Raw genomic sequence first — 24,264 nt, 5'->3', positions numbered from 1 at the left:
GGTGCCCCGGGGCAGGGCGCGTCCGAGGAAGGCGGCGACGGTCTCCGCGTCCCGGCCGCGGGCCGCGCCGGAGGACCGGTCGCCGGCGCAGCCGCCGAGCAGCGGCAGCAACAGCAGCAGGGCGAGCGCGGCGGGCATCGAGCGGCGGGCGGGGCGTGCGGAGCGGGTGGGACGGGTGGGGCGGACAGGGTGCTTGAGGCGCATCGGGTCTCCAACTTCGGGAATCTGCGCCGAGGTTGACCGTCGCCGTCGGGGGTCCTCAAGCTGTCAGGGTGTTCGGGCTTGTGCGAGACCGTGTACGTCCAGCTCGGCGACCGTGTACGTCCAGCTCGACAGGGGGAGCCACGATGACCACCGCGCCGCCGCCCACTCCACCGCGCACCGACGCCGCCGCCTTCATGGCGGAACTGCGGCGGCTCAAGGCGTGGTCGGGTCTGAGCTATCGACGCCTCGAACGCCGTGCGGCGGATGCCGGGCACGTACTGCCGTACTCCACGGCCGCGACCATGCTCGGCCGCGACCGCCTGCCGCGTGCGGAGCTCGTCACCGCGTTCGTCGCCGCCTGCGGGGTCACGGGGGCCGATGCGGAGGCGTGGTCGGATGCGCGCAGCGCCATCGCCTGCGCGGCCGCGGGTCCCGTGCCTCCGGCGGCTCCCGTGCTGCAGGCCGTACAGGCCGCGCAGGCCGTGCAGCCCGTGTCCGCCGACGCGGGCGCGCGTGGGTGGGTGCGCCGGGCGGTCGGGCGGCGGCGGGTGTGGGCCGGTGCCGCCGCGCTCGTCGTGGTGCTCGTCGGAGCGTCCGCCGTGGGCGGTGTCTTCGAGGAGCAGCAGGAGACGCGGCAGACACAGACCACGACGGTCACGACGGGGGCCGGGCGGACCGCCGGGTAGACCCCGGCGTCCGGCCCATGGCGCCCCCGCCCGTGCGGTGTCACACGGGCCAGTACGTGCGGGCCCATGCCGTCGGCCCCGGTGCGGGCAGCCGGTGGCGGGCCACTCGTGCCGGGTCGGCCCAGGCGGCCAGGGGTTCGCCGGCGCCGGACGGATCCGCGGATCCCGCCGTGGCGCGGGCGCGGACCACCGCGAGTGCGGCGGCCAGCTCCTCGGGGGTCGGGTTGCCCCGTACGACCTTGATCATCATGATCTGCACTCCTACAGGGGGATGTTGCCGTGCTTCTTCGGGGGCAACGACTCGCGCTTCGAGCGGAGTTGACGCAGGCCCCGGACGATCTGCCGGCGGGTCTCGGACGGCATCACGACCGTGTCGATGTACCCGCGCTCGGCCGCCGTGTACGGGTTGAGGAGGGTGTCCTCGTACTCCTGGATCAGCTCCGCGCGGACGGTCTCGCGGGCGTCGTCGTCGGCGGCGGCGATGGTGCGCCGGTGCAGGATGTTCACCGCACCCTGCGCACCCATCACCGCGATCTGCGCGGTGGGCCAGGCCAGGTTGATGTCCGCACCGAGGTGCTTGGAGCCCATCACGTCGTACGCCCCGCCGAACGCCTTGCGGGTGATGATCGTGATCAGCGGCACCGTCGCCTCGGCGTAGGCGTAGATCAGCTTGGCGCCGCGGCGGATGATCCCGCCGTACTCCTGATCCGTGCCCGGCAGGAACCCGGGCACATCCACGAACGTCAGCACCGGCACATTGAACGCGTCGCAGGAGCGCACGAAGCGCGCCGCCTTCTCCGAGGCGTCGATGTCCAGACAGCCGGCGAACTGCATCGGCTGATTCGCCACGATGCCCACCGGCCGGCCCTCCACCCGGCCGAAGCCGGTCAGGATGTTCGGCGCGAACAGGGTCTGCGTCTCCAGGAATTCGCCGTCGTCAAGCACATGCTCGATGACGGTGTGCATGTCGTAGGGCTGGTTCGCACTGTCCGGGATCAGCGTGTCCAGCTCGCGGTCCTCGTCCGAGGTCTCCAGATCGGCCTCCTCGGGGAAGGCCGGCGGCTCGCTCAGATTGTTCGAAGGCAGGTACGAGAGAAGGGACTTGACGTACTCGATGGCGTCCTTCTCGTCGCTCGCCATGTGGTGCGCCACGCCGGAGGTCGCGTTGTGCGTACGGGCACCGCCGAGCTCCTCGAAGCCGACGTCCTCACCCGTGACCGTCTTGATGACATCCGGACCGGTGATGAACATGTGCGACGTCTGATCCACCATCACCGTGAAATCGGTGATCGCCGGCGAGTACACCGCGCCACCCGCACAGGGCCCGACCACCAGCGAGATCTGCGGAATCACTCCGGACGCATGGGTGTTGCGGCGGAAGATCTCCCCGTACATGCCGAGCGCCGCCACCCCCTCCTGGATGCGGGCGCCGCCCGAGTCGTTGATGCCGATCACCGGGCAGCCCGTCTTCAGGGCGAAGTCCATCACCTTCATGATCTTCTGCCCGAAGACCTCTCCGAGCGCGCCGCCGAAGACGGTGAAGTCCTGCGAGAACACCGCCACCGGACGCCCGTCCACGGTGCCGTAACCGGTCACCACGCCGTCCCCGTACGGCCGGTTCTGCTCCAGGCCGAAGGCCGTCGAACGATGCCGCGCGAACTCGTCCAGCTCCACGAACGAGCCCTCGTCCAGGAGCAGTTCGATCCGCTCACGCGCGGTCAGCTTCCCCTTCGCATGCTGCTTCTCCACCGCCCGCTGCGAACCGGCATGATTCGCCTCGTCGACCCGCCGCTGCAGATCCGCGAGCTTCCCGGCGGTCGTGTGGATGTCAATCGCTTGCGTCTGCTGCAGCTGTTCCGGCTCGGACATCGGGATGCGGCTCCCTGCCTGTTCACGGTTCGACGGGGGACGGACGGGGCGATTCCGTACGGGACGGGACGGCCCGCCCCGAGGGCTCTGACATGGGCTACTGATCCGTAGCGTATCGGCGGGACCGCGCGGGGGCAGTGCGTCGTATCCCACACCTAGGCTGTCTTGCATGACGACACCGGACCCCTCCCGCGGGGGCGACCGCGGCGACGCACACGGATCCGCCGGCGCCCACGGACCGGCCGGCCGTTGGTCGGATCTCGAGCGCCCGCCCCTCGACGCGTCCGCCCTGCGCCGCGCCCTGGTGCGCCCCGGCGCCCTGTGGACCTCGATCGACGTGGTGGAGGCGACCGGCTCAACCAACTCGGACCTGGCCGCGCGGTCGGACGCCGCGCCGGGCGCGGTCCTGGTGGCCGAGGAGCAGACCTCCGGACGCGGACGGCTCGAACGCACCTGGAGCGCGCCCGCCCGGTCGGGGCTGTTCTTCTCCATGCTCCTGAAGCCGGGCGACGAGGTGCCGGTCGAGCGCTGGGGTTGGCTGCCGCTGCTCGCCGGGGTCGCCGTCGCGACGGGTCTCGCGCGCGCCGCGGGCGTCGACACGGGACTCAAGTGGCCGAACGACCTGCTCGTCACCGTCGACGGCGAGGAGCGCAAGGCGGGCGGCATCCTCGCGGAGCGCACGGGATCGGACGCGGTGGTCCTCGGCATCGGGCTCAACGTCTCGCTGCGGGCGGACGAACTGCCCGTGCCCGGCGCGGGGTCGCTGGCGCTCGCCGGGGCGAAGTCCGTCGACCGCGATCCGCTGCTGCGGGCGGTCCTGCGGTCCATCGAGCAGTGGTACGGCGACTGGCGTGCGGCGGGCGGCGACCCTTCGGCCTCCCGGCTCCAGGAGACGTACGCGGCGGGCTGCGTGACCCTGGGCCGGGAGGTACGGGCGGAGCTGCCCGGTGGGCGGTCCCTCACGGGTGAGGCGCTGGCCGTCGACGGGGACGGGCGACTGGTCATCGGCACGGCGGACGGCGTCCGCGAGCCGGTCTCCGCGGGAGACGTCGTCCATCTGCGTCCTGCGACCTGAGATTCATTCAGCCCGTCCGGCGTTTCATTCAGCCTGTCCGGCGTTTCATTCAGCCTGTCCGGCGTTTGAGGACATCTTTTTCAGCCTGTCCGGGGGCACCCGGATTTTCCTCCTCGTCCGGGGGAGCCGGACCACAACCCTGACCCCGCGAACGGAGTGAGCCATCGCACAGCTGCCGTATCGTTGAGGCCGGTCGTTATCAGGCCGCGGCAGATCGGAAGGGCAACACGCAGTGACCGTCGACGACAGCGGCTCAGGCTCGGGTGCCCGTCCCGCCTCCCGGCCTGCCGGCGGGGCCGAAGGCCGTGGCCGGTCGGAGCCCGGCGGAGGTGGCGCCCCCCAGGGGGCTCCGGATCCGTCCGGCCCGAGCACTTCTCCCGGGAGGCCCGACGTGGCTTCGAGCGACCCGGACAGCGACCCGGTTGGCGGTCCCCGCGGGGACGAATCCGGTGCGGAGCCCTCCGGCACTCCCGCTGAGGCCTGGCAGCAGGACCTCCCCGACGGCGACGACGTACCGATGCTGCGCCACGTCGCAGACGAGGCCCCGGCGGCCCCGGACGGCAAGGCCGAGCCCGGTGACGATCCGCTCGCCCTCCGCCTCGAGCAGCTGATCCTCGGCGCCGAGCGCCGCTACACCGCCTTCCAGGCGGCCCGTACCGCCGGCGTCTCGATGGAGCTCGCCTCGCGCTTCTGGCGGGCCATGGGCTTCGCCGACATCGGCCAGGCCAAGGCCCTCACCGAGGCGGACGTACTCGCACTGCGGCGGCTCGCGGGCCTGGTCGAGGCGGGGCTGCTCAGCGAGGCGATGGCGGTGCAGGTGGCGCGTTCCACCGGCCAGACCACCGCTCGCCTCGCGGACTGGCAGATCGACTCGTTCCTGGAGGGCCTCACCGAACCGCCCGAGCCCGGGATGACCCGTACCGAGGTCACGTACCCCCTGATGCAGCTGCTGCTGCCGGAGCTCGAGGAGTTCCTGGTCTACGTCTGGCGGCGGCAGCTCGCGGCCGCGACCGGGCGGGTCGTCCAGGTCGCCGACGACGAGGAGATGGTGGACCGGCGCCTCGCGGTCGGCTTCGCGGACCTGGTGGGCTTCACGCGGCTGACCCGGCGGATGGAGGAGGAGGAACTCGGCGAGCTGGTCGAGGCCTTCGAGACGACCTGCGCGGACCTGGTCGCCGCGAACGGCGGCCGGCTGATCAAGACCCTCGGCGACGAGGTGCTGTTCTCCGCGGACGACGCGGGGACGGCCGCGGAGATCGCCTTCCGGCTCATCGAGACGATGGCGAACGACGAGACGATGCCGGAGCTGCGGGTCGGGATCGCGTTCGGCACGGTCACCACGCGGATGGGCGATGTGTTCGGTACGACGGTGAATCTGGCGAGCCGGCTCACCTCGATAGCGCCGAAGGACTCCGTCCTGGTGGATACGGCGTTCGCGGAGGACCTGACCCGTACGGGGGACGCGCCCGCGTCCGAGGCGGAGGCGGCGGAGGCCGCGGAGCGGGCGGAGAAGGAGGGGTTGGAGGTGCCCTCCTACCGGTTCGCTCTTCAGCCGATGTGGCAGCGGCCCGTGCGGGGGCTCGGGGTTGTGGAGCCGTGGTTGCTTACGCGGCGCTAGGTTCTGCCCCGGCGCTGCGCGCCCAGTCCTGTGGATACCTTCAGCCCGTCCGGGGCCAGTCCAGCCGGTCCGGCGTTCGAGGCCATCATTCAGCCCGTCCGGCGTGTGACGACGAGGCTGTCCAGGCCAAATCCAGCCGGTCCGGCGTGTGAGGACGAGGCCGTCCAGGCCAAAATCAAGCCGGTCCGGCGTTTGAGGACGAGGCCGTCCAGGCCAAAATCAAGCCCGTCCGGCGTGTGAGGACGAGGCTGTCCAGGCCAAATCCAGCCGGTCCGGCGTGTGAGGACGAGGCCGTCCAGGCCAAATCCAGCCGGTCCGGCGTTTGAGGACGAGGCCGTCCAGGCCAAATCCAGCCGGTCCGGCGTGTGAGGACGAGGCCGTCCAGGCCAAAATCAAGCCCGTCCGGCGATTGAGGACGAGGCCGCCAGGCCGATGCCTGGAACCGGAACGGCCCTGAACGGGCCTTGTCCTCAAACGCCGGACGGGCTCCTTTTTCGCCCTGGCGGGCTCGTCCTCAAACGCCGGACCGGCTGAAAGATGTCCTCAATCGCCGGACGGGCTGGATGACGCGCCGGACGGGCTGGATCACGCGCCCGACGGGCGGAAAGACCCGCCGGACGGGCCTGGACGACGCGCCCGACGGGCCGGATCACGCGCCCGACCGGCTGGATGACGCGCCGGACGCGCTGGACGTCGCGCTCGAAGGCCAGATCGGCTTTCGCTTTGCGGCGAAGGCCGCAACCCCCTCCGCGCGGTCCGGCGAGAACGCCACCGAGCGCCACGCCGCGTCCTCGACCTCGAGTCCCGCCCGCAGGTCGAGCCCATGCCCCACCCGGAGGGCCCGCTTGGCCGCCCGCAGGCCGACGGGCGAGTTCTCCGCGATCCGCCCGGCGAGGGCCAGCGCCGACGTACGGTCGGCACCCTCCTCGACGAGCTGGTCCACAAGTCCCAGCGCCGCCGCCTCCTCGCCTCCCACCCGGCGGGCCGTGAAGATCAGCTCCGCGGCCCGTGCCGCACCCACCCGCCGCGGCAGCAGCTGCGTACCCCCGCCGCCGGGGATCACCCCCACGGACACCTCGGGCAGACCCACCACCGCCGTACTGTCGGCCACGATCAGATCGCAGGCGAGGGCGAGTTCGAAACCGCCGCCGAGCGCGAAGCCGTGCACCGCGGCGATCGTCGGCACGGGCAGCTCGAGCACCCCGGTGTACGCGGAGCGTGCGGTGGGCCGCTGGGCCACCAGCTCCGCGTCCGTGAGGGAGTTCCGCTCCTTGAGGTCCGCGCCGACACAGAACGCCTTCGGGTGGGTGGAGGTGAGCACCACCGCCCGTACGCCGGGGTCCTCGCCGAGTGCCGTGCAGGCCGCCGCGATGGAGCGGGCCATCTCGCTGGACACCGCGTTCATCGCCTTCGGGCGGTCGAGTACGAATTCGGCGACGTGCTCGTGCCGCCGTACCTCGACGAATTCCCCGAACCGCTGCTCGGCCATGGTCACGCCCTCCTGGTGGTCGGCCGGCGTCGGTTAACGCCGGTTAACCGTCAGATCATCGCAGCCCCGCGCCCGCCGGGAAAGCCCCGCCGGAGGCATCCCGCCGACACCGTGGGGCGAACCCCGGTTCGCCGTACAAAAAGCCCACTGTGTGACATCACTACGTAACCTGGGGCAATGGGTGAGGATGATCGCCTGCGTGCCGTGGTGACGCTGGCCCAGGGCATGGCAGCCGCGCAGACGCCGCGCGCCTCGTGGCGGGCCGCGGCGCAGGGCGCGCGGCACGCCCTGGCCGGCAGCTTCGCGGCGCTCTCGGTCTGGGAGCGCGACCGGGGCCGGCTGAGGGTCCTGGTGAATGTGGGGCACCTGGCGCCGGGTGAGGAGGAGTTCCCGGCCGAGGAGGCGTATCCGGTGCACCAGTTCCCGGAGATCGCCGAGTTTCTGCACGAGCGGTGGGCCGGCGGCGGCGAGCCCAATGCCTGGGTGGAGACCGCCGGCGGCCCCGCGCCCGGCGACGCCGGCTACTGCCATCAGCGGGTCGCCGCGCTCCGCCGCCGCGGCCGCGGCTGCTGCGTGGTCGCGCCGATCGTGCTGCACGGGCGGGCCTGGGGGGAGTTGTACGTGGCGCGGGCCGCCGGCGACGTGGTGTTCGGGGAGGCCGATGCGGAGCTGGCCACCGTGCTCGCCGCCGTCGCGGCGGCCGGTATCGCCCAGACGGAGCGCCTCGAGGAGGCCAGGCGGCTCGCCTTCACGGATGCCCTGACCGGACTCGCCAACCGGCGCGCGCTCGACGCTCGCCTGGCGGAGGCCGTGGATCTGCATCGCACGGACGGCACCGTCGTCTCCCTGGTGGTCTGCGATCTGAACGGTCTGAAGCGGGTCAACGACACGCACGGGCACGCGGTCGGCGACCGGCTGCTCGAACGGTTCGGCTCGGTCCTCTCGCTCTGTGGCGCGATGCTGCCCGGCGCGCTCGCGGCGCGGCTCGGCGGCGACGAGTTCTGTCTCCTCGCGGTGGGCCCGCAGGCCGACGATGTGGTGCGGGTGGCCGAGGAGCTGTGCGTACGCGCCCTCGAGCTGGGCCTCGGTGAGGGCGTGGCCTGTGGGGTCGCCTCGACCGGAGATCCGATCGGGCCGGTCGGCTCGGCCCGCCGGCTGTTCCGTCTCGCGGACGCGGCGCAGTACCGCGCGAAGGCGGGTCGGGCCACCGCGCCGATGGTCGCGGGCCGTGCGGGGCCTGACGATCCGGTCGTACGCCTGGCCGACGCTCCCGATCCCGCGCCGGATCCGGAGACTCCGGGAGAGCGGCGGCGCTTTCGGCGGTGAGTCGGCCGCCGATGAGGAGCGGCCGCCCGTCAATTGCCGGATCGCCCTTGCCGGTTGGCGTCGCCGGTTGCCGTGTAATGACTGAAACCGGGCTCCACCCGTGACAGTTCCCGATTCAGTCCGTACTCTGCTGAATATGGATATGCACACTGTGGTGCTCGGGGTGGCCGGAGTGTCCGCGGCGGATGTCGTCGCCGTGGCACGCGGGGACGCCCGGGTGGAGCTGTCGCCGGAAGCCCTCGAAGCACTGGCCGCCTCGCGCGCCGTGATCGACGCACTCGCCGCCGAACCGGTGCCGGTGTACGGCGTCTCGACCGGATTCGGCGCCCTCGCCACCCGGCACATCAGCCCCGACCTGCGCACCCAGCTGCAGCGCAACATCGTGCGCTCGCACGCCGCGGGCATGGGCCCGCTGGTGGAGCGCGAGGTCGTACGGGCCCTGATGTTCCTGCGCCTGAAGACGGTGTGCTCGGGACGGACCGGTGTGCGCCCCGAGGTCGCGCAGACCATGGCCGACCTGCTCAACGCCTCGATCACCCCGGCCGTGCACGAGTACGGCTCGCTCGGCTGCTCCGGCGACCTGGCGCCGCTCAGCCACTGCGCCCTGACGCTGATGGGCGAGGGCGAGGCGGCGGGCCCCGACGGGACCGTACGGCCCGCCGCGGAACTGCTCGCCGAGCACGGCATCAAACCGGTCGAGCTGCGCGAGAAGGAAGGCCTCGCGCTGCTCAACGGCACCGACGGAATGCTCGGCATGCTGATCATGGCCATCGACGACCTCGAGCGCCTCTACCGCAGTGCCGACATCACCGCCGCGCTCAGCCTCGAGGCCCTGCTCGGCACGGCGAAGGTCCTCGCGCCCGAGCTGCACGCCATCCGCCCGCACCCGGGCCAGGCCGCCGCTGCCGCCAACATGCTGAAGGTGCTTGCCGGTTCGGGCCTCACGGGCCACCACCAGGACGATTCGCCGCGGGTCCAGGACGCCTACTCGGTACGGTGCGCCCCGCAGGTCGCCGGTGCCGGCCGGGACACCCTCGCCCACGCGCGCGTGGTCGCCGAACGCGAGCTCGCCGCTGCTGTCGACAATCCGGTGGTGCTGGCTGGGGGCACCTCCCACGACGGAGTCGTAGGGGGAGGCAGGGTCGAGTCGAACGGCAACTTCCACGGCGCCCCCGTGGCGTACGTACTGGACTTCCTGGCCGTCGCCGTGGCCGACCTCGGGTCGATCGCCGAGCGCCGCACCGACCGGCTGCTCGACAAGAACCGCAGCCACGGCCTGCCGCCGTTCCTCGCCGACGACGCGGGCGTCGACTCCGGCCTGATGATCGCCCAGTACACCCAGGCCGCCCTGGTCAGCGAGTTGAAGCGGCTCGCCGTCCCGGCATCGGCCGACTCCATCCCGTCCTCCGCGATGCAGGAGGACCATGTGTCGATGGGCTGGTCCGCGGCCCGCAAGCTCCGTACGGCGGTGGGGAACCTCACCCGGATCATCGCCGTCGAGCTCTACGCCGCCACCCGCGGCATCGAGCTGCGCCAAGGGCTCGAACCTGCGCCGGCCAGCCGTGCCGTGATCGATGCGGCGCGCGCGGCGGGAGTCGAGGGGCCCGGACCCGACCGCTTCCTGGCTCCGGATCTGGCCGCCGCCGAGGCCTTCGTGGGCGACGGTGGGCTGCTCGCCGCCGCGGAGTCGGTGACGGGGGCGCTGGACTGACGGGCGCCGGCGCGGCGGGCGCGCAGGCCTGATCGGCCGGGGTCAGCGGCCGGGGCGGATCAAGCCGTCCCGGTCCGGCCCCGGTGGACCGAGCGGGCCACGAAGGCCGCGCCCACGCCGAGGAAGGCCGTGCCGCCGATCAGATACGGCGTGGTGTCCACCGATCCGGTGTCCGCGAGCCGAGGCGCATCCGCCTGTGCGGCACCCGCGCCGTCCTCGGCCGCCGCGGCCTGTCCGTGGATCGCCTGCCGCGCCTGCTGCTCCTGCTCGACCTGCTGCGTCTTCAGGTCCGGGGTCGCGTCGGCCGAGGGGACGAACCACAGGGCGGTGAGCAGCGAACCGGCTGCGGACGCGGTGATCACGAAGCGACGAGCGACGGTCACGGTATCGATCCCCTTTGTGGCGCTGGTGACTTGGAGGAGGGCGGGCCTTCTCCTTGCCGTGCGGGCCGATGCTAATGAAAGGCGCGGGTCCTGGGAAAGCCAAGAGGCCTCGGAACCGTACGCTCCGCCCGTTGAGCCCAAGCGAATTCCTGTTGTTTGTCCGGGTTTACTGCGAAACGCGCGTCCTGTCGGCGCCGGTCGCCCCGTATCGGAGTGCCGAGGCCAGGCCGTAGCCTCGGAAGCGGCCCGGCAGTGGACCGTCCGGTCATCCCGAGGTCGGCGTGGTATTGCACACATCTCCCGCCGATTTGGAACCGGACGTACCGGATCAGCGGTTTAACAGGTTGCGGGGGAGGCCTGGCAGCCTGCCTCGGGGGCTTTCGCGGGCCTGGGTGGGTGTACCCGGTTCACGTGGCTTATGGCTTACGTGGTTTTCGTGGGGAATCGGCAACGATGGAGAAGCGTGTGATGACGGGAAGCAAGCGGCGTCGGGGCATGGCGGCGGTGTCCGCGCTGCTCGGCGGCGTACTGGTGCTCTCTGCGTGCGGCAGCAGCGACGACGGCGGGGACAAGGGGTCGGCCGACGGCGGCACCAAGAAGACGCAGGACCAGGCGGACAAGGCGGCCGCCAAGGATGCGTCCAGCGCCCGAATAAAGATCACGCCCAAGAACGGCTCCAACAAGGCGAGCATCAACAACGCCGCCAAGGTCAGCGTCGCCGACGGCGAGCTCACCGAGGTCGAGATGACGACCTCGGAGGGCACCGCGGTCGCCGGTTCCCTGTCCGCGGACAAGAAGAGCTGGAAGCCGGACGCCCAGCTCGAGCGGGCCACCACGTACAAGATCAGTGCCGCGGCGAAGGACTCGGACGGCCGCGAGGCGCACGAGAACGCGACCTTCACCACCGTGTCGCCGGACAACAGCTTCATCGGCAACTACACGCCGGACGACGGCAAGACCGTCGGCGTCGGCATGCCGGTCTCGATCAACTTCGACAAGGCGATCACCAACAAGGCCGATGTGCAGTCCCACATCAAGGTGTCGTCCAGCAGCGGCCAGGAGGTCGTCGGCCACTGGTTCAGCGGCAACCGTCTGGACTTCCGCCCCGAGGACTACTGGCAGGGCAACTCGACCGTCACCCTGAAGCTCGACCTCGACGGCGTCGAGGGCGCGGACGGCGTCTACGGCGTCCAGCAGAAGACGGTCACCTTCAAGATCGGCCGCAACCAGGTCTCAACCGTCGACGCCAAGACGAAGACGATGACCGTCACGCAGGACGGCAAGACCGTCAAGACCATCCCGATCTCCGCGGGCTCGCCCGACAACCCCACGTACAACGGCGAGATGGTGATCTCCGAGAAGTACAAGGAGACCCGGATGGACGGCGCCACGGTCGGCTTCACCGACGACGACGGCAAGGGCGAGTACGACATCAAGGACGTGCCGCACGCGATGCGCCTGTCGACCTCCGGCACCTTCATCCACGGCAACTACTGGGGCGACGACTCGATCTTCGGCAGCGCCAACACCAGCCACGGCTGCGTCGGCCTGAACGACGTGAAGGGCGCGAAGGACCCGAAGCAGCCCGGCGCGTGGTTCTACGACAACTCGCTGATCGGCGACGTCGTGGTGGTCAAGAACTCGCCCGACAAGACCATCCAGCCGGACAACGGCCTCAACGGCTGGAACATGAGCTGGGCCGAGTGGACGGCGGGCTCGGAGGCCTGACGTCCCCGCTTCTTCCTCGTACGACCGTGGTTCCTCGTACGACCGTGGCGCCCCGCATCCCCGGGCTCAGGGGGTGCGGGGCGCGGCACTTGCCGCTTACCTGCCACTTGCCATGGAGTGCACTCCAGTTCCTAGGCTCCCGGGCATGACCACTGACTCCGCGCATGACGTCACTCTCATCACCGGCGGCTCCACCGGCATCGGTGCCGCCGCTGCCCGCCGGCTCCTTGCGCGCGGCGGGCGCGTCGCCGTCACCGGTCGCGACGGCGCCAAGCTGGACCGGCTCGCCGCCGAATTCGACGCGGGCGACGCGCTGTTGACCCTGCCGGGCGATGCCGCGGACAGCGACGCCGTGGCGGCCGCGGTGGCCGCGACGGTCAAGGAGTACGGCCGCCTCGACACGGTCGTCGCCAACGCGGGCTTCGCCGGGGAGGGCACCGTCGCGGACGGCGACCCGGAGGTGTGGCGGGCCATGGTGCTCACCAACGTCCTCGGCCCCGCCCTGCTGATCCGGCACGCGCTGCCCGCACTCAAGGAGACCCGCGGCCGCATCATCCTGATCGGCAGCGTCGCCGGCCTGGTCAACACCCCCGGCAACGTCTACGGCGCCACCAAGTGGGCCGTCACCGGCCTCGCCGAGAACACCAGGCGTCTGGTCACCGGGGACGAGGTGGGGGTCACGCTGGTCGCGCCGGGCCGCGTCGACACGCCGTTCTGGGACGGCCCGGGGCCGAACCACGAGGGCATCCTGCTGGACGCCGACCGCATCGCGGACTCGATCGTCTGGGCCATCGACCAGCCGGCCGGCGTCGACATCAACACCCTCACCATCCGCCCGAAGCGCCAGCCCAACTGACCTGCTGGGGCGGGCACTCGGCGAGCCCGCCCGGAGGGTCAGCGGCCCAGGTCGCGGCGGCGCTGGTGGCGGACCAGAACCTGCACGACGCGCGCGATCCACACCAGCGCCGCGGCGCCCACGCCGACCTGCACGACCACGGGGGACCCGCCGACGAACAGATGCGCCACGTACACGAACGCCCCGAGCACAAGCGCCGCGAGAACGGTCGCGCTGAACAGGGCGTACATGCTCTCGACGGTCGTGTCGTCCTTCTCCCAGCGACTCTCCCGGCCGTAGTCCCCGGGTGGATCTCCGCTCATCGCCCCCCCCGTCCTGTCCCGCTCAGCGAAGCGCCGGCCTCAGTCAGTCCTCCACGGGCGCGATGCCCGTCGGGCACGCACGGCCCCAGTTGGTCTCGGACGGTGACTCGAGCGTCGCGCCCGTGCCGCCGATGCCGCAGTATCCGTCCGGATTCTTGTCCAGGTACTGCTGGTGATACGCCTCCGCCGGATAGAACGGGCGGTCCTCGGCCGGGAGGAGTTCGGTGGTGATGGCGCGGTGGCCCGCGGCGGTGAGCACCTGCTGGTACGCCTCGCGGGAGGCCTCCGCGACCGCGGCCTGGTCGGGGCCGTGGGTGTGGATCGCGGAGCGGTACTGGGTGCCCACGTCATTGCCCTGGCGGAAGCCCTGCGTCGGGTTGTGGCTCTCCCAGAAGACCTTCAGCAGATCCGCGTACGAGACGACGGACGGGTCGAAGACGACGCGGACCGCCTCCGTGTGCCCGGTCAGACCGGAGCAGACCTCCTCGTACGTCGGATTCAGGGTGTGGCCGCCCTGATAACCGACGAGGGTCGTCCACACGCCCGGCGTCTGCCAGAACTTCCGCTCGGCGCCCCAGAAGCAGCCGAGGCCGAAGTCCGCGACCTCCAGACCCTCCGGGTACGGGCCGAGCAGCGGATTGCCGAGGACGGTGTGCCGCTCGGGGACGGTGAAGGCCGGCTCGGGGCGGCCGCGCAGAGCCTCCTCGGGGGTCGGCAGGACGGGCGTACGGCCGAACAGCATGGGGTCCTCCAGAGAGCCGGAACGAGCGGACGAGCGGGGCGGGGCGGCCGGGCGGCCGGTCCGGGGCCGGCCCGACGTGGGTGTCAACGCCGGGACGCGGCCGCGGATTCCTGAGCGGAACCGGAGCCGGCTCAGTGCGGCAGCGTCGCCGGGCTGCCGCCGTTCGCCTCGTATCCCGCGACGGCCAGGGCGCGGTACACCGCGTACTCGGCGGCCGGGTCCGGGGAGAGCGTCCACGGCAGGGCGCCCACATGGCCGTCGACCGCTATCAGCTGCTCCATGGCCTCGCCCCAGCGCTCGGAGCGGACCAGGAACCAGACCAGCAGATGCCGTACGTGCGCCAGCATCGGGTCCCCGGGGCGGGCCGAATGCGCCGCGTACTGCGCGCCCTCAATCGCATTGCGCACCACCGCGCTCTCCCAGAAGCTGCGGACGAGGGTGACATCGGGAAGGTGGTCGTACACCGCGAACAGCGGCAGTGCGGCGAGCAGCGAGCCACCCGGGGCGCGCGCGGCCGCGGCCTCCGCGAACTCGTACGCCGAGTCGCGGGAGCCGTGCCACTTCTCGCTCGCGTAGTGCAGGGCCGAGAGATGGGCGCCCATGTGCTCGGGCGCGCGGTCCAGGATCTTCAGCCAGACCTGCTCGAACTCCTCGCGGGAGTAGCCAAGACCACGCGCGACGGCCAGCTCCACGATGTACGGAACGGGGTCACCGGGGGACAGCAGCGCAGCCTCGGCGACGGCGGCGCGGGCCTCCTCGAGGATGATGCGGTGCTCGTCGGTGCCGGGCGTGGCCGTACGGAACGCCTGCTGGACCAGGAACTCGGCGTGCACGGCCGCACCGCCCGCGTCCTTGGGCGCCTCGGACCGCCAGACCCGCAGCCACTGCCCGCCGGGCGCGTCCGAGACCCCGCCCGGGCGCTGCTGCAGCTCAAGGGACGCGGCGCCGGCGAAGGCCTGCACGCGCTGCCAGCGCACCTCGCCCTCGACGCCGGTGCCGGCCAGGAGCTGGGACGCGGCCCGCCAGTCCTGGCTGCGCTGCACCACGTCCAGGACGTCGAGCAGGTCCTGGTCGGGTCCGGGCATCCGGATGTCGAGGTCCTCCTGGCGCACGAAGCCGTAGTCCGCCGGGTCCGCGGCGTCCGGCGAGCCGGGGGCGGCCAGGCGGATGCCGCCGCGCCTGCGCAGCAGGATCGGCCCGAAAATCGCCCCCAACATGATCACTGCCATCAGCGCCCAGAGAATCTCCATGTCTCAAGCGAACCAGACGCGACGGACAAACGGCGAACCAGTCCCCGAGCCTGTGGAAAACCTGGATTCCGGTTAGCGGCCTTCGGGACAGCCCTCAACCCGCCACCGGTCGGGCCGGCCGTGGAAAACCCGGGCGCCGAGGCCCTCTTGAGGGTGTCGGTCGCTGATCGCCCGCCCGCACGGCCGACAGCGGGGCTACGCTCGGGCCGCATGAGCGACAGGCACCCCACGAACAGTTTCGAGACCCTCGCGATCCACGCGGGCAACACCGCGGACCCACAGACCGGCGCGGTCGTCCCGCCGATCTACCAGGTCTCCACGTACAAGCAGGACGGTGTCGGCGGACTGCGCGGCGGCTACGAGTACAGCCGCAGCGCCAACCCGACCCGCACGGCCCTCGAGGAGAACCTCGCGGCCCTGGAGGGCGGCCGGCGCGGACTCGCCTTCGCCTCCGGTCTGGCGGCCGAGGACTGCCTGCTGCGCGCGCTGCTCGCGCCCGGCGACCACGTGGTCATTCCGAACGACGCGTACGGCGGCACCTTCCGCCTGTTCGCGAAGGTCGTCTCCCGCTGGGGCGTCGAGTTCACGGTCGCCGACACCAGCGACCCGGCGGCGGTGCGCGACGCGGTGACCGACCGTACGAAGGCGATCTGGGTGGAGACGCCCTCGAACCCGCTGCTCGGCATCACCGACATCGCGGCCGTCGCGGCGATCGCCAGGTCGGCGGGCGCCCGCCTGGTCGTCGACAACACCTTCGCCAGCCCCTACCTGCAGCAGCCGCTCGCGCTCGGCGCGGACGTCGTGGTGCACTCGACCACCAAGTACATGGGCGGCCACTCGGACGTGGTGGGCGGCGCCCTGGTGGTGAACGACCAGGACCTCGCCGACGAACTGGCCTTCCACCAGAACGCGATGGGCGCGGTCGCCGGACCGTTCGACGCGTGGCTCGTGCTGCGCGGCATCAAGACCCTCGCGGTGCGCATGGACCGGCACAGCGAGAACGCGAGCCGGATCGCCGAGATGCTCGGCGGCCACGCGCGCGTGACGAACGTCCTGTACCCGGGCCTGTCCGGACACCCGGGGCACGAGACCGCGGCCAAGCAGATGAAGGCCTTCGGCGGGATGCTGTCCTTCCAGGTGGCCGGCGGCGAGGAGGCCGCGGTCGAGGTGTGCAACCGCGCGCGGCTGTTCACCCTCGGGGAGTCGCTCGGCGGCGTCGAGTCGCTGATCGAGCACCCGGGACGGATGACGCACGCGTCGGCGGCCGGTTCGGCCCTAGAGGTGCCCGCGGATCTGGTGCGGCTCTCCGTCGGCATCGAGTCGGTGGACGACCTGCTCACGGACCTGCGCCAGGCACTGGGCTGACGACGCCACGGTGGGCGGGCCGCCCGTGCCCGCCTACCAGCCCTGCAGCGGCGGCGTCGTCTCCGCCGGCGGCCGTATCCACGGCTGCTCCACCGCGGCCCACACCGTGAACGCCACCACGGCCACGCAGAACAGCAGCCACAACACCCGCCGCACCGCCCGCTGGCGGCGCAGCAGCCGCTCGCCGCGCGCGGTCGCCTCGGTCACCAGACCCGGCGGCACCGAGGGCAGCGGCCCGGCGAGCAGCCGCCGCACCTCGTCCTCCTTGCGCTCGGACAGACTCACCGGACCGCCTCCCACGCGCGCGTGCCCGACGACGGACGCAGCAGCCCCGCCGCGGCCCGATAGCAGACCGTCCGGACACGCTCCACCGGCAACCCGAGCTGTGCGGCGGCCTGTTCCTCGGCGACGCCCTCGTAGTACCGCAGCACGAGGATCAGCCGCTCCTGCGGGCCGAGCGAGGCGAGGACACCGCCATGGGTGCGATGGTGGCGCACCGCGGCCCGTGCGAACCGCCCCGCCAGATCCTGCCGGGTCGCCGCATACGGATCCTCACCGCGCAGCCGGTGCCAGGAGGCGTACGTGTGCGCCAGGGCGCCGGTGAGCAGCCGCCTGGCGTACGGATTGTCGTCCGGGGTCTCCGCGGTGAGCAGCGTCGCGGCATGCAGCAGGCGCCCTGCCGCGCCCGCGACGAACGCCTCGAACTCACGGGCCCGGCGGGCGTCCTGAGCCGCCTGCCGTTCGCGCACCGTGCCTCCCGTGGACCGGGGGAGCCTCTGATCTCCATTGAGGTCGGCCGCGCGCCCGCGGTCAAGAGGCGGGCGGTACCTCTTCGGCCTCGCCGGCGGCCCCGGCCTGGCGGGCGTGCAGCGCCGCATTGAACCGGGTCAGCAGGACACAGAACGCGTCGCGCTCCTCCGGATCCCAGTCGTCGGTCAGCTGCGCCATCAGCTCGCGCCGCGAGTCCCGCACCTCGCCGAGCCGCCGCTGCCCCTGCGGCGACAGCTCGAGCACCACGGCGCGGCCGTCCTCCGGGTGCGAGGCGCGGTCGACCAGGCCCGACTCGACGAGCGGCGCGACCTGCCGGGTCACCGTCGAGGAGTCGATGCCCATGCTCGCGGCGAGCGCCTTGACGCCCATCGGACCTTCCCGGTCCAGGCGGTTGAGCAGCAGATACGCGGCGCGATCCATCGAGTTGCGCAGCTGCCCCGTACCGCCGAGCCGGGTCTGCTCGGCGCGGCGGGCGAAGACGGCGACCTGATGCTGAAGCCGGTCGAGCAGCCCCTCATCCAGGTCGCGGCTCACATCCGAAGCGGCGTCCAGGGCCGTGTCCTTGTCCGGGGCCGTGGTCCGATCCGTAGTCGGGTCCGTCGTCATGTCCGAAGGTGTGGGCATGGCCGGGAGCTCACTTCACGCGTCGAGGGTGGGTGGGGGACAGAGTACGCGGCCACGAGCCGGGACGTGGCGGCCGTGCGCAAACCGGGCAGGCCCCCGGCCGCCCGGCGGGCGGACCCGTCGCGAGCTGCAAGACTTGACTTCCATGAACCACCAGAGGCCCGACCGCTCGCACCCGGTGACGCTCGACGACGTACGCGGGGCGCAGAAGATGCTCGCGGGCGTGGCCCGGGTGACCGCCATGGAGGGCAGCCGCCACCTGTCGCAACTGGTCGGGGCGCCGGTGCACCTCAAGTGCGAGAACCTGCAGCGGACCGGATCGTTCAAGCTCCGCGGCGCCTACGTACGGATCTCGGGCCTGCTGCCCGAGGAGCGCGCGGCCGGAGTGGTCGCCGCCAGTGCCGGAAACCATGCGCAGGGTGTCGCACTCGCCTCGTCGCTGCTCGGCGTACGCTCCACGGTCTTCATGCCGACCGGCGCCCCCTTGCCCAAGGTCGCCGCCACCCGCGAGTACGGCGCGGAAGTGCGGATGCACGGACAGGTGGTCGACGAGACACTCGCCGCGGCACAGGACCACGCGCGCGATACGGGTGCGGTCTTCATCCACCCCTTCGACCACCCCGACGTGGTCGCCGGGCAGGGCACCATCGGCCTGGAGATCCTCGAGCAGTGCCCCGAGGTGCGCACCGTCGTCGTCGGCATCGGCGGCGGCGGACTCGCGGCCGGGGTGGCCGTCGCCCTGAAGGCACTGCGGCCCGACGTGAAGATCGTCGGAGTGCAGGCGGCGGGAGCAGCGGCGTACCCGCCCTCGCTCGCCGCCGGCCGACCGGTGGCCGTGGAGCGTCCGGTCACCATGGCCGACGGCATCAAGGTCGGACGTCCCGGGGACCTGCCGTTCAAAATCGTTGGCGATCTGGTGGACGAGGTCCGTACGGTCTCCGAGGACGAGCTCTCGAGCGCCCTGCTGCTCTGCCTCGAGCGGGCGAAGCTGGTCGTCGAGCCCGCGGGAGCCAGCCCGGTGGCCGCACTGCTCGGCGATCCCGGCTCGTTCGAAGGACCGGTCGTGGCGCTGCTGTCCGGGGGCAATGTGGATCCGCTCCTGATGCAGCGGATCCTGCGGCACGGCATGGCCGCGGCGGGCCGCTACCTGTCGCTGCGGCTGCGCCTGACCGACCGGCCGGGCGCCCTGGCCACGCTCCTCGGGGTGTTGTCAGTGGTGGATGCGAATGTGTTGGACGTGAGCCACGCCAGGACCGACCCACGACTCGGGCTCACGGAAGCGGAGGTGGAGCTGCATCTCGAGACGAAGGGCCCGGCGCACTGCGTCGAGGTCGCCGCGGCGCTGCGCGACGCGGGTTACATCGTGCGCGACTGAACTTCTTCAGACACGCTGCGGAGACGCGATGTATCGCGTTATGGTGTGAGTCACACGCGCGAGAGTCACCGGGCGACGACTGCCCGGCAAACCTAAGCTTTCGGGTAGCAACTACCCCAAAGCCCACCAGCTGTTCACGCCACACCCACACACTGGGAGACCCACATGCCAGGCGCCATCTACGCCGAGGGGCTGGTCAAGCACTTCGGTGACGTAAAGGCTCTGGACGGCGTCGATCTCGATGTCCCCGAAGGCACGGTCCTCGGCCTCCTGGGGCCGAACGGCGCGGGCAAGACCACCGCCGTACGCTGCCTGACGACCCTGCTCACGCCCACCTCCGGCAAGGCGGTGGTGGCCGGCATCGACGTCGTCAAGGACCCTGACGCGGTACGGCGTTCCATCGGCCTCTCCGGCCAATTCGCAGCGGTCGACGAGTACTTGACCGGCCGTGAGAATCTCCAGATGGTCGGCCGTCTCTACCAGATGTCCGCCAAGGCCGCGAAGACCCGGGCCGCCGAACTCCTCGAGCGGTTCAACTTGGCGGACGCCGCCGACCGCCCGTCGAAGACGTACTCCGGCGGCATGCGCCGGCGCCTCGACCTCGCGGCCGCCCTGGTGGTCTCGCCGCCGGTGATGTTCATGGACGAGCCGACCACCGGCCTCGACCCGCGCAACCGGCAGGCCCTGTGGGAGGTCATCAAGGAACTGGTCGGCGGAGGCACCACGTTGCTCCTCACCACCCAGTACCTGGAGGAGGCCGACCACCTCGCGCACGACATCTGCGTCATCGACCACGGCCGCGTGATCGCCCGCGGCACGTCCGACGAACTCAAGGCCCGTACGGGCGGGGAGCGGGTCGAAGTCGTCGTGCAGGACCGGGAGTTGATCCCGGTCGCCGAGGAGGTGCTCGCCTCGTACGCCAAGAGCACCTCGGGCCACACGGTCGAACAGCACACCCGCAAGATCACCGTCCCCGTCACCGGCGGCGCCAAGCTGCTCGCCGAGGTCATCAGGGAACTGGACGCCCGCGGAGTCGAGATCGACGACATCGGCCTGCGCCGCCCCACCCTCGACGACGTCTTCATCTCCCTGACCGGCCACGCGGCCGAGGAGGCCGACGGCAATCAGCCCGACAACGAGGAGCAGGTGTGAGTGCCGTATCCGAGACCGGAGAGATCACAGCCCCGATGCCGAGAGGTGGTGTCACCCAGTCGGTCAGGGACTCCCTGGTAGTCGCTCAGCGCAACTTGATTCGCATGGCCCGGATTCCTGAGATCCTGCTGTTCGGGCTCATTCAACCGGTCATGTTCGTGGTGCTGTTCACGTACGTCTTCGGCGGTTCGATCAGCATCGGCGGGTCCACCGACCCGCAGCTCTACAAAGAGTTTCTGATGGCCGGCATCTTCGCGCAGACCGTCACCTTCGCCACCGCGGGCGCAGGCGCGGGCATCGCCGACGACATGCACAAGGGCCTCATCGACCGCTTCCGCTCGCTGCCCATGGCACGCGGCGCGGTGCTCACCGGCCGTACGCTCGCCGACCTGGTGCAGACCACACTGACGATCATCGTGCTCGCGGGCGTCGCGCTACTCGTCGGCTGGCGGGCCCACGAGAACATCGGCAAGGTGATCTGCGGCTTCCTGCTGCTGCTCCTGCTCGGCTATGCGTTCTCCTGGATCGGCGCGCTGATCGGCCTGTCCGTACGGACCCCGGAGGCCGCCACCTCCGGCGGGCTGATCTGGCTCTTCCCGCTGACGTTCATCTCGAACGCGTTCGTGCCGGTCACGGGCATGCCGAGTTTCCTGCAGCACGTCGCGGAGTGGAATCCCTTCAGCGCCACCGTCGCGGGCGCCCGCGAACTCTTCGGCAACAAGATGCCGAACGTACCGCAGTCCGTCACCGGCGCCTGGCCGATGGAGCACCCGATCCTCGCCTCGGTCATCTGGTCCGTGATCATCATCGCCGTCTTCCGCACCCTCGCGGTCCGCAAGTACCGCCAGTCGGCCGCCTGACCCGTCCGACACGTCACGCCGATGCGCCGCCGTCGACGACCAGGTCGGTGCCGACCGTGGAGGCGGATGCCGGGGAGGCGAGGTGCAGGACGGCGGCGGCGATCTCGTCAGTGGTCGAGACGCGGCCCACCGGGGCCTCGCTGCGCATGCGCTCGATGCGTTCGGCCTCGGTCTCGCCGGGGCGCATCGACATGGTGGTCTCGGTGGGGCCAGGACTGACCGCGTTGATCCGTACGCCGTCCTTGATGTGGTCGAGGGCGGCGCCGCGGGTGAGGGCCGAGATGGCGGCCTTGGTGGCGGCGTAGGCGGTGAGGCCGGGCAGGCTCCGGTGAGCGCCGATGTTCGAGGCGATGTTGACGATGGCACCGCCGGTCGGCTGGGTGCGCATCTGGGCCACCTCGGCGCGCAGGGCGAGGAAGACGCCGGTCAGGTTGGTGTCGACGAGGGCGTGCCAGTCCTCCTCGGGGAGGTCGGCGAGGGGGTGGCCGCCGCGGGCGACGCCGGCGTTGTTGACGGCCACGTCCAGGGAGCCGAAGCGGGTGACAGCCGCGTCGATCAGGGCCCGGACGTCGTCGGGGCGGGTGATGTCGGTGGGTACGGCGAGGGCGGTTCCGCCGGCGGTGGCGATGAGGTCGGCGGTCTCCTTGAGGGTGGCCTCGGTGCGGCCCGCGACGACGAGGTTTGCGCCCTCGGCGGCGAAGGCGAGGGCGATGGTGCGGCCTATGCCGGAGCCGGCGCCGGTGACGAGGGCCGTCCGGCGGTTGGAGGGGGTTTCGGTGCTGCGCATCGGGGCTCCTTTTTTGACCTATCGGTCTAGTATTTGGGTGCGTAAAAAGATGTCCTCAAGCGCCGGACGCGCTGGAGGCGACGGACGGGCTGGAAGCGCCGGACGGGCTGGAGGTGACGGACTGGGCTGTGGGGGAGTGCTTCAGCGGTTCACGGATCCAGCAGGGTCAAGGCCTGTTCCGACGCATCCCGCACCCGGGCGGGGTCCGTGGAGGCCTTGCCGGTGACGCGGAGGCCCTGGAGGAGGACGAGGAGGAGGCGGGCCAGGGCGCGCGGGTCGCGGTCCGGCGGGAGTTCGCCCTGGGCGCGGGCCCGGACGAGCGCCGCGTGCAGCGGGGTTTCGATCTGCTCCCAGCTGCGTTCCACCCGCCGGGCCGACTCCCGGTCGTGCGGGGCCAGTTCGACGGCCGTGTTGGTGACCAGGCAGCCGTCCGTGCGCGTCGCCTCGTCCGCCGCCTCGGCCGCGAAGCGGCGCACAAGGGTGCGTACGGCCGGCAGTACCGGGCCGGGCTGGGACAGCTCCTCGAGGAGGGCCGGGTCGCGGGTCGCCGTGTACCGGTCGAGCGCCTTCAGGTACAGGTCGTGCTTGTTCCCGAACGTCGCGTACAGGCTTGCGCGGCCGATGCCGAGGTGTTCGACGAGGTCGGTCATCGACGTCGCCTCGTACCCCCGCTGCCAGAACAGCTCGAGGGCCGACTGCAGCGCGGCGTCCGGGTCGAATTCCTTGGTCCTGGCCATGACGGAAACCTAGCCGTTTCTGGAACGATCAGTCAAGGAGATTCGAGTCGGTCGAGCAGGTTCAGGACGGCAGGTAGCCGCTGATCACCCAGCCGTCCAGGATCAGGAACAGCACGCCGCCCACCGCGAGCGAGTCCGTGGGGCCCGCACCGAGCTCCTCCTCGTCCGTGCCGGCCGGTGCCTGGAACGTCGCCGGAGTCCCCCTGTCCGCCTTGCCGTCGAGCGGATACGCCGTCACCGAGAGGCCGCTGCCGGTCAGCACGGTGTCGCCGACGACGTCGATGCGCCCGGCCTCGTCGATCACCTCCTGGTCCCACAGCCGCCGGCCGCTCGGCACGTCGTACGCGTAGAGCCGCTTGTCGTCCGCGAGGAGCAGCGTGTCCTTCCCGGCCGCCGTCGGCGCGGACATGGCCTGGACGTCCTCCGCGATCACCCGCCGTCGCTGCAGCGTGCCCGCGTCCAGGACCGCGACGCCGCCGTCCTGGCGTCCGCCGCACAGCAGCGCGTCGGCCGTGGCCGACATCAGGAAGCACTCCGTCTCGGACGACCGGGCGAGCCGCTTGCCGCTGCGGGTGTCGTACGCGGTCAGGCCCTTGTTGCTCAGTACGTACAGCCGGTCGCCGACGGCCAGCGGGGTCTCCACGATGCCGGGGACGCGTGCCTTCCAGAGCACCTTGCGGTCGCCGCCGAGCCGGCGTGCGGTGACGAGTCCGTCGCTCGTCTCGTCCGGGCCGAGGTAGGTCGTGTAGAGGGTCCCGCCGGCCGTGTCGGTGTCCTTGAACGCGTAGTCGTCACCGGGCCCTTGGGCGTGCCACGTCCTGTGTCCGTCCGCCAGGTCGTAGGCCGTGACGCCCTGCTGTCCCGTCACGTACAGCGCGCCGTCGTGCACCGCGGGGTAGGAGGCGGCGCTGCGCAGCTTCGCGCCGCCGCCGGGCACCGACCAGAGGCGTTCGCCGTCCGACGCCCGAAGGCCGGTGGCTCCGCCGTCCGGCCCGGTGCACACCAGGTGCTCGCCGTGCACGGCACAGGGGCCGGAGCCGCCCGGTACCTTCGCGGCCCACGGCTGCCAGTTCTTCGGCCGCTGGGCGCGGTCGCCGCCCGCCTTGCCGAAGTCGCGGGTGTGGCCTTCGCCGCCGTACGGAAGGGCGACGCTCGCCGTGCGCGACCCGTCGCCGGCCGGCGAACCACCGCCCGACTCCGAGGAGTTGCCGCCGCGCCCGCCGGAGGACGAGCCCGACTGCCCGCCGTCGTCGGTGCCGCCGTCCAGCGCGAGGGCGCCCGCGACGAGCACGGCGGCCGCGGCCGCGGCGCCGGCCGCGAGCAGCCACCGCCGTCGGGCGCCCGGCGGTCGCGG

The 24,264-nt window shown here is 71.7% G+C and carries 24 protein-coding genes and 1 pseudogene; 11 read left to right on the top strand and 14 right to left on the bottom strand.

What is annotated here, in order from left to right; genetic code table 11:
• A pseudogene (locus tag DY218_RS29245) lies at positions 1 to 204 on the bottom strand (hypothetical protein); the annotation flags it as partial.
• Positions 205 to 347: 143 nt separating this feature from the next.
• Between DY218_RS29245 and DY218_RS29240 the strand changes: the two are divergent.
• Positions 348 to 890 carry a hypothetical protein gene (locus tag DY218_RS29240; RefSeq protein WP_128559167.1) on the top strand — a complete coding sequence of 181 codons (543 nt, stop codon included), beginning with the start codon at positions 348 to 350 and terminating at the stop codon, positions 888 to 890.
• Positions 891 to 930: 40 nt separating this feature from the next.
• Here DY218_RS29240 and DY218_RS29235 read toward each other — a convergent pair whose 3' ends face one another.
• Both DY218_RS29235 and DY218_RS29230 read right to left on the bottom strand, forming a co-directional pair.
• Entirely contained in the window at positions 931 to 1,140 is a 210-nt protein-coding gene (locus DY218_RS29235; protein WP_128559166.1) for an acyl-CoA carboxylase epsilon subunit, read from the bottom strand.
• A gap of 11 nt (positions 1,141 to 1,151) precedes the next feature.
• Positions 1,152 to 2,759, bottom strand: coding sequence for an acyl-CoA carboxylase subunit beta (locus DY218_RS29230; RefSeq protein ID WP_128559165.1), 1,608 nt, complete (start codon positions 2,757 to 2,759; stop codon positions 1,152 to 1,154).
• Between the two features lie 169 nt (positions 2,760 to 2,928).
• Between DY218_RS29230 and DY218_RS29225 the strand changes: the two genes are divergently transcribed.
• Together DY218_RS29225 and DY218_RS29220 are read left to right on the top strand one after the other, a co-directional pair.
• On the top strand, positions 2,929 to 3,834 hold the full coding sequence (locus DY218_RS29225) for a biotin--[acetyl-CoA-carboxylase] ligase (RefSeq protein WP_128559164.1): 906 nt from the start codon (positions 2,929 to 2,931) through the stop codon (positions 3,832 to 3,834).
• 232 nt (positions 3,835 to 4,066) lie between these two features.
• Positions 4,067 to 5,452 carry an adenylate/guanylate cyclase domain-containing protein gene (locus DY218_RS29220; RefSeq protein WP_407703700.1) on the top strand — a complete coding sequence of 462 codons (1,386 nt, stop codon included), beginning with the start codon at positions 4,067 to 4,069 and terminating at the stop codon, positions 5,450 to 5,452.
• A 649-nt stretch (positions 5,453 to 6,101) separates the two neighbouring features.
• Here the strand turns inward: DY218_RS29220 and DY218_RS29215 are convergent.
• Entirely contained in the window at positions 6,102 to 6,941 is an 840-nt protein-coding gene (locus DY218_RS29215; protein ID WP_128559163.1) for an enoyl-CoA hydratase/isomerase family protein, read from the bottom strand.
• A 177-nt stretch (positions 6,942 to 7,118) separates the two neighbouring features.
• On the opposite strand from DY218_RS29215, the gene DY218_RS29210 reads away from it, so the two are divergent.
• Positions 7,119 to 8,267 (top strand): GGDEF domain-containing protein, encoded by a 1,149-nt coding sequence (locus DY218_RS29210; protein WP_128559162.1) that lies wholly within the window; start codon positions 7,119 to 7,121, stop codon positions 8,265 to 8,267.
• 142 nt (positions 8,268 to 8,409) lie between these two features.
• Positions 8,410 to 9,978 carry a histidine ammonia-lyase gene (gene hutH, locus DY218_RS29205; protein ID WP_128559170.1) on the top strand — a complete coding sequence of 523 codons (1,569 nt, stop codon included), beginning with the start codon at positions 8,410 to 8,412 and terminating at the stop codon, positions 9,976 to 9,978.
• 59 nt (positions 9,979 to 10,037) lie between these two features.
• Here hutH and DY218_RS29200 read toward each other — a convergent pair whose 3' ends face one another.
• Positions 10,038 to 10,361: a hypothetical protein gene (locus DY218_RS29200; RefSeq protein WP_128559161.1), complete on the bottom strand. Its 324-nt coding sequence runs from the start codon at positions 10,359 to 10,361 to the stop codon at positions 10,038 to 10,040.
• Positions 10,362 to 10,814: 453 nt separating this feature from the next.
• Here DY218_RS29200 and DY218_RS29195 point away from each other — a divergent pair, with 453 nt between their 5' ends.
• Positions 10,815 to 12,089: a L,D-transpeptidase gene (locus DY218_RS29195; RefSeq protein ID WP_128559160.1), complete on the top strand. Its 1,275-nt coding sequence runs from the start codon at positions 10,815 to 10,817 to the stop codon at positions 12,087 to 12,089.
• A 145-nt stretch (positions 12,090 to 12,234) separates the two neighbouring features.
• On the top strand, positions 12,235 to 12,945 hold the full coding sequence (locus tag DY218_RS29190) for an SDR family oxidoreductase (RefSeq protein WP_128559159.1): 711 nt from the start codon (positions 12,235 to 12,237) through the stop codon (positions 12,943 to 12,945).
• Positions 12,946 to 12,983: 38 nt separating this feature from the next.
• Here DY218_RS29190 and DY218_RS29185 read toward each other — a convergent pair whose 3' ends face one another.
• From DY218_RS29185 to DY218_RS29175, 3 genes are all read right to left on the bottom strand, one after another.
• A complete protein-coding gene (locus DY218_RS29185; RefSeq protein WP_128559158.1) occupies positions 12,984 to 13,247 on the bottom strand; it encodes a DUF6332 family protein in 264 nt (87 codons plus the stop codon).
• Between the two features lie 43 nt (positions 13,248 to 13,290).
• Positions 13,291 to 13,989, bottom strand: coding sequence for a peptide-methionine (S)-S-oxide reductase MsrA (gene msrA, locus DY218_RS29180; protein WP_128559157.1), 699 nt, complete (start codon positions 13,987 to 13,989; stop codon positions 13,291 to 13,293).
• Positions 13,990 to 14,120: 131 nt separating this feature from the next.
• Positions 14,121 to 15,239, bottom strand: coding sequence for a hypothetical protein (locus tag DY218_RS29175; protein ID WP_128559156.1), 1,119 nt, complete (start codon positions 15,237 to 15,239; stop codon positions 14,121 to 14,123).
• A gap of 210 nt (positions 15,240 to 15,449) precedes the next feature.
• Between DY218_RS29175 and DY218_RS29170 the strand changes: the two genes are divergently transcribed.
• On the top strand, positions 15,450 to 16,604 hold the full coding sequence (locus DY218_RS29170; RefSeq protein WP_128559155.1) for a cystathionine gamma-synthase: 1,155 nt from the start codon (positions 15,450 to 15,452) through the stop codon (positions 16,602 to 16,604).
• A gap of 33 nt (positions 16,605 to 16,637) precedes the next feature.
• Here DY218_RS29170 and DY218_RS29165 read toward each other — a convergent pair whose 3' ends face one another.
• The 3 genes from DY218_RS29165 to DY218_RS29155 all read right to left on the bottom strand — a co-directional run bounded on the left by DY218_RS29165 (position 16,638) and on the right by DY218_RS29155 (position 17,909).
• Positions 16,638 to 16,889 carry a hypothetical protein gene (locus DY218_RS29165; protein WP_199566890.1) on the bottom strand — a complete coding sequence of 84 codons (252 nt, stop codon included), beginning with the start codon at positions 16,887 to 16,889 and terminating at the stop codon, positions 16,638 to 16,640.
• Positions 16,886 to 17,353 carry a sigma factor-like helix-turn-helix DNA-binding protein gene (locus DY218_RS29160; RefSeq protein WP_199566889.1) on the bottom strand — a complete coding sequence of 156 codons (468 nt, stop codon included), beginning with the start codon at positions 17,351 to 17,353 and terminating at the stop codon, positions 16,886 to 16,888. Before DY218_RS29160 ends, DY218_RS29165 begins: the two co-directional genes overlap by 4 nt.
• A gap of 61 nt (positions 17,354 to 17,414) precedes the next feature.
• The gene (locus tag DY218_RS29155) at positions 17,415 to 17,909 is read right to left on the bottom strand and encodes a MarR family winged helix-turn-helix transcriptional regulator (RefSeq protein WP_128559168.1); all 495 of its coding nucleotides are present in this window, start codon (positions 17,907 to 17,909) and stop codon (positions 17,415 to 17,417) included.
• A 235-nt stretch (positions 17,910 to 18,144) separates the two neighbouring features.
• Between DY218_RS29155 and ilvA the strand changes: the two genes are divergently transcribed.
• The 3 genes from ilvA (at position 18,145) to DY218_RS29140 (ending at position 21,386) form a co-directional block, all read left to right on the top strand.
• Entirely contained in the window at positions 18,145 to 19,374 is a 1,230-nt protein-coding gene (ilvA, locus tag DY218_RS29150) for a threonine ammonia-lyase (protein WP_128559153.1), read from the top strand.
• A gap of 165 nt (positions 19,375 to 19,539) precedes the next feature.
• Positions 19,540 to 20,526 (top strand): ATP-binding cassette domain-containing protein, encoded by a 987-nt coding sequence (locus tag DY218_RS29145; RefSeq protein ID WP_128559152.1) that lies wholly within the window; start codon positions 19,540 to 19,542, stop codon positions 20,524 to 20,526.
• 35 nt (positions 20,527 to 20,561) lie between these two features.
• Entirely contained in the window at positions 20,562 to 21,386 is an 825-nt protein-coding gene (locus tag DY218_RS29140; protein ID WP_199566891.1) for an ABC transporter permease, read from the top strand.
• 13 nt (positions 21,387 to 21,399) lie between these two features.
• Here DY218_RS29140 and DY218_RS29135 read toward each other — a convergent pair whose 3' ends face one another.
• The 3 genes from DY218_RS29135 to DY218_RS29125 form a co-directional block, all read right to left on the bottom strand.
• The gene (locus DY218_RS29135; RefSeq protein ID WP_128559150.1) at positions 21,400 to 22,173 is read right to left on the bottom strand and encodes an SDR family NAD(P)-dependent oxidoreductase; all 774 of its coding nucleotides are present in this window, start codon (positions 22,171 to 22,173) and stop codon (positions 21,400 to 21,402) included.
• A 149-nt stretch (positions 22,174 to 22,322) separates the two neighbouring features.
• Positions 22,323 to 22,910, bottom strand: a complete 588-nt coding sequence (locus tag DY218_RS29130) for a TetR/AcrR family transcriptional regulator (protein ID WP_128559149.1) — start codon at positions 22,908 to 22,910, stop codon at positions 22,323 to 22,325.
• 61 nt (positions 22,911 to 22,971) lie between these two features.
• Positions 22,972 to 24,264: outer membrane protein assembly factor BamB family protein (locus DY218_RS29125; RefSeq protein ID WP_147336186.1), on the bottom strand; the 1,293-nt coding region annotated here is incomplete at its 5' end.

The sequence above is a fragment of the Streptomyces triticagri genome (genome assembly GCF_003429565.1).
Classification (GTDB): domain Bacteria; phylum Actinomycetota; class Actinomycetes; order Streptomycetales; family Streptomycetaceae; genus Streptomyces; species Streptomyces triticagri.
Note: the sequence above shows the minus strand (reverse complement) of the source record. Positions and strands in the feature narration are given on the sequence as shown.

Bases quoted from the DNA above. Each gene is read 5' to 3' on its own strand.
- DY218_RS29230 (WP_128559165.1), bottom strand. From the start codon at position 2,759: ATGTCCGAGCCGGAACAGCTGCAGCAGACGCAAGCGATTGACATCCAC.
- DY218_RS29170 (WP_128559155.1), top strand. From the start codon at position 15,450: ATGAGCGACAGGCACCCCACGAACAGTTTCGAGACCCTCGCGATCCAC.
- DY218_RS29195 (WP_128559160.1), top strand. From the start codon at position 10,815: ATGGAGAAGCGTGTGATGACGGGAAGCAAGCGGCGTCGGGGCATGGCG.
- DY218_RS29225 (WP_128559164.1), top strand. From the start codon at position 2,929: ATGACGACACCGGACCCCTCCCGCGGGGGCGACCGCGGCGACGCACAC.
- DY218_RS29130 (WP_128559149.1), bottom strand. From the start codon at position 22,910: ATGGCCAGGACCAAGGAATTCGACCCGGACGCCGCGCTGCAGTCGGCC.
- DY218_RS29140 (WP_199566891.1), top strand. From the start codon at position 20,562: ATGCCGAGAGGTGGTGTCACCCAGTCGGTCAGGGACTCCCTGGTAGTC.
- DY218_RS29190 (WP_128559159.1), top strand. From the start codon at position 12,235: ATGACCACTGACTCCGCGCATGACGTCACTCTCATCACCGGCGGCTCC.
- DY218_RS29240 (WP_128559167.1), top strand. From the start codon at position 348: ATGACCACCGCGCCGCCGCCCACTCCACCGCGCACCGACGCCGCCGCC.
- hutH (WP_128559170.1), top strand. From the start codon at position 8,410: ATGCACACTGTGGTGCTCGGGGTGGCCGGAGTGTCCGCGGCGGATGTC.
- ilvA (WP_128559153.1), top strand. From the start codon at position 18,145: ATGAACCACCAGAGGCCCGACCGCTCGCACCCGGTGACGCTCGACGAC.
- DY218_RS29235 (WP_128559166.1), bottom strand. From the start codon at position 1,140: ATGATGATCAAGGTCGTACGGGGCAACCCGACCCCCGAGGAGCTGGCC.
- DY218_RS29175 (WP_128559156.1), bottom strand. From the start codon at position 15,239: ATGGAGATTCTCTGGGCGCTGATGGCAGTGATCATGTTGGGGGCGATT.
- DY218_RS29185 (WP_128559158.1), bottom strand. From the start codon at position 13,247: ATGAGCGGAGATCCACCCGGGGACTACGGCCGGGAGAGTCGCTGGGAG.
- DY218_RS29215 (WP_128559163.1), bottom strand. From the start codon at position 6,941: ATGGCCGAGCAGCGGTTCGGGGAATTCGTCGAGGTACGGCGGCACGAG.
- msrA (WP_128559157.1), bottom strand. From the start codon at position 13,989: ATGCTGTTCGGCCGTACGCCCGTCCTGCCGACCCCCGAGGAGGCTCTG.
- DY218_RS29135 (WP_128559150.1), bottom strand. From the start codon at position 22,173: ATGCGCAGCACCGAAACCCCCTCCAACCGCCGGACGGCCCTCGTCACC.
- DY218_RS29210 (WP_128559162.1), top strand. From the start codon at position 7,119: ATGGGTGAGGATGATCGCCTGCGTGCCGTGGTGACGCTGGCCCAGGGC.
- DY218_RS29145 (WP_128559152.1), top strand. From the start codon at position 19,540: ATGCCAGGCGCCATCTACGCCGAGGGGCTGGTCAAGCACTTCGGTGAC.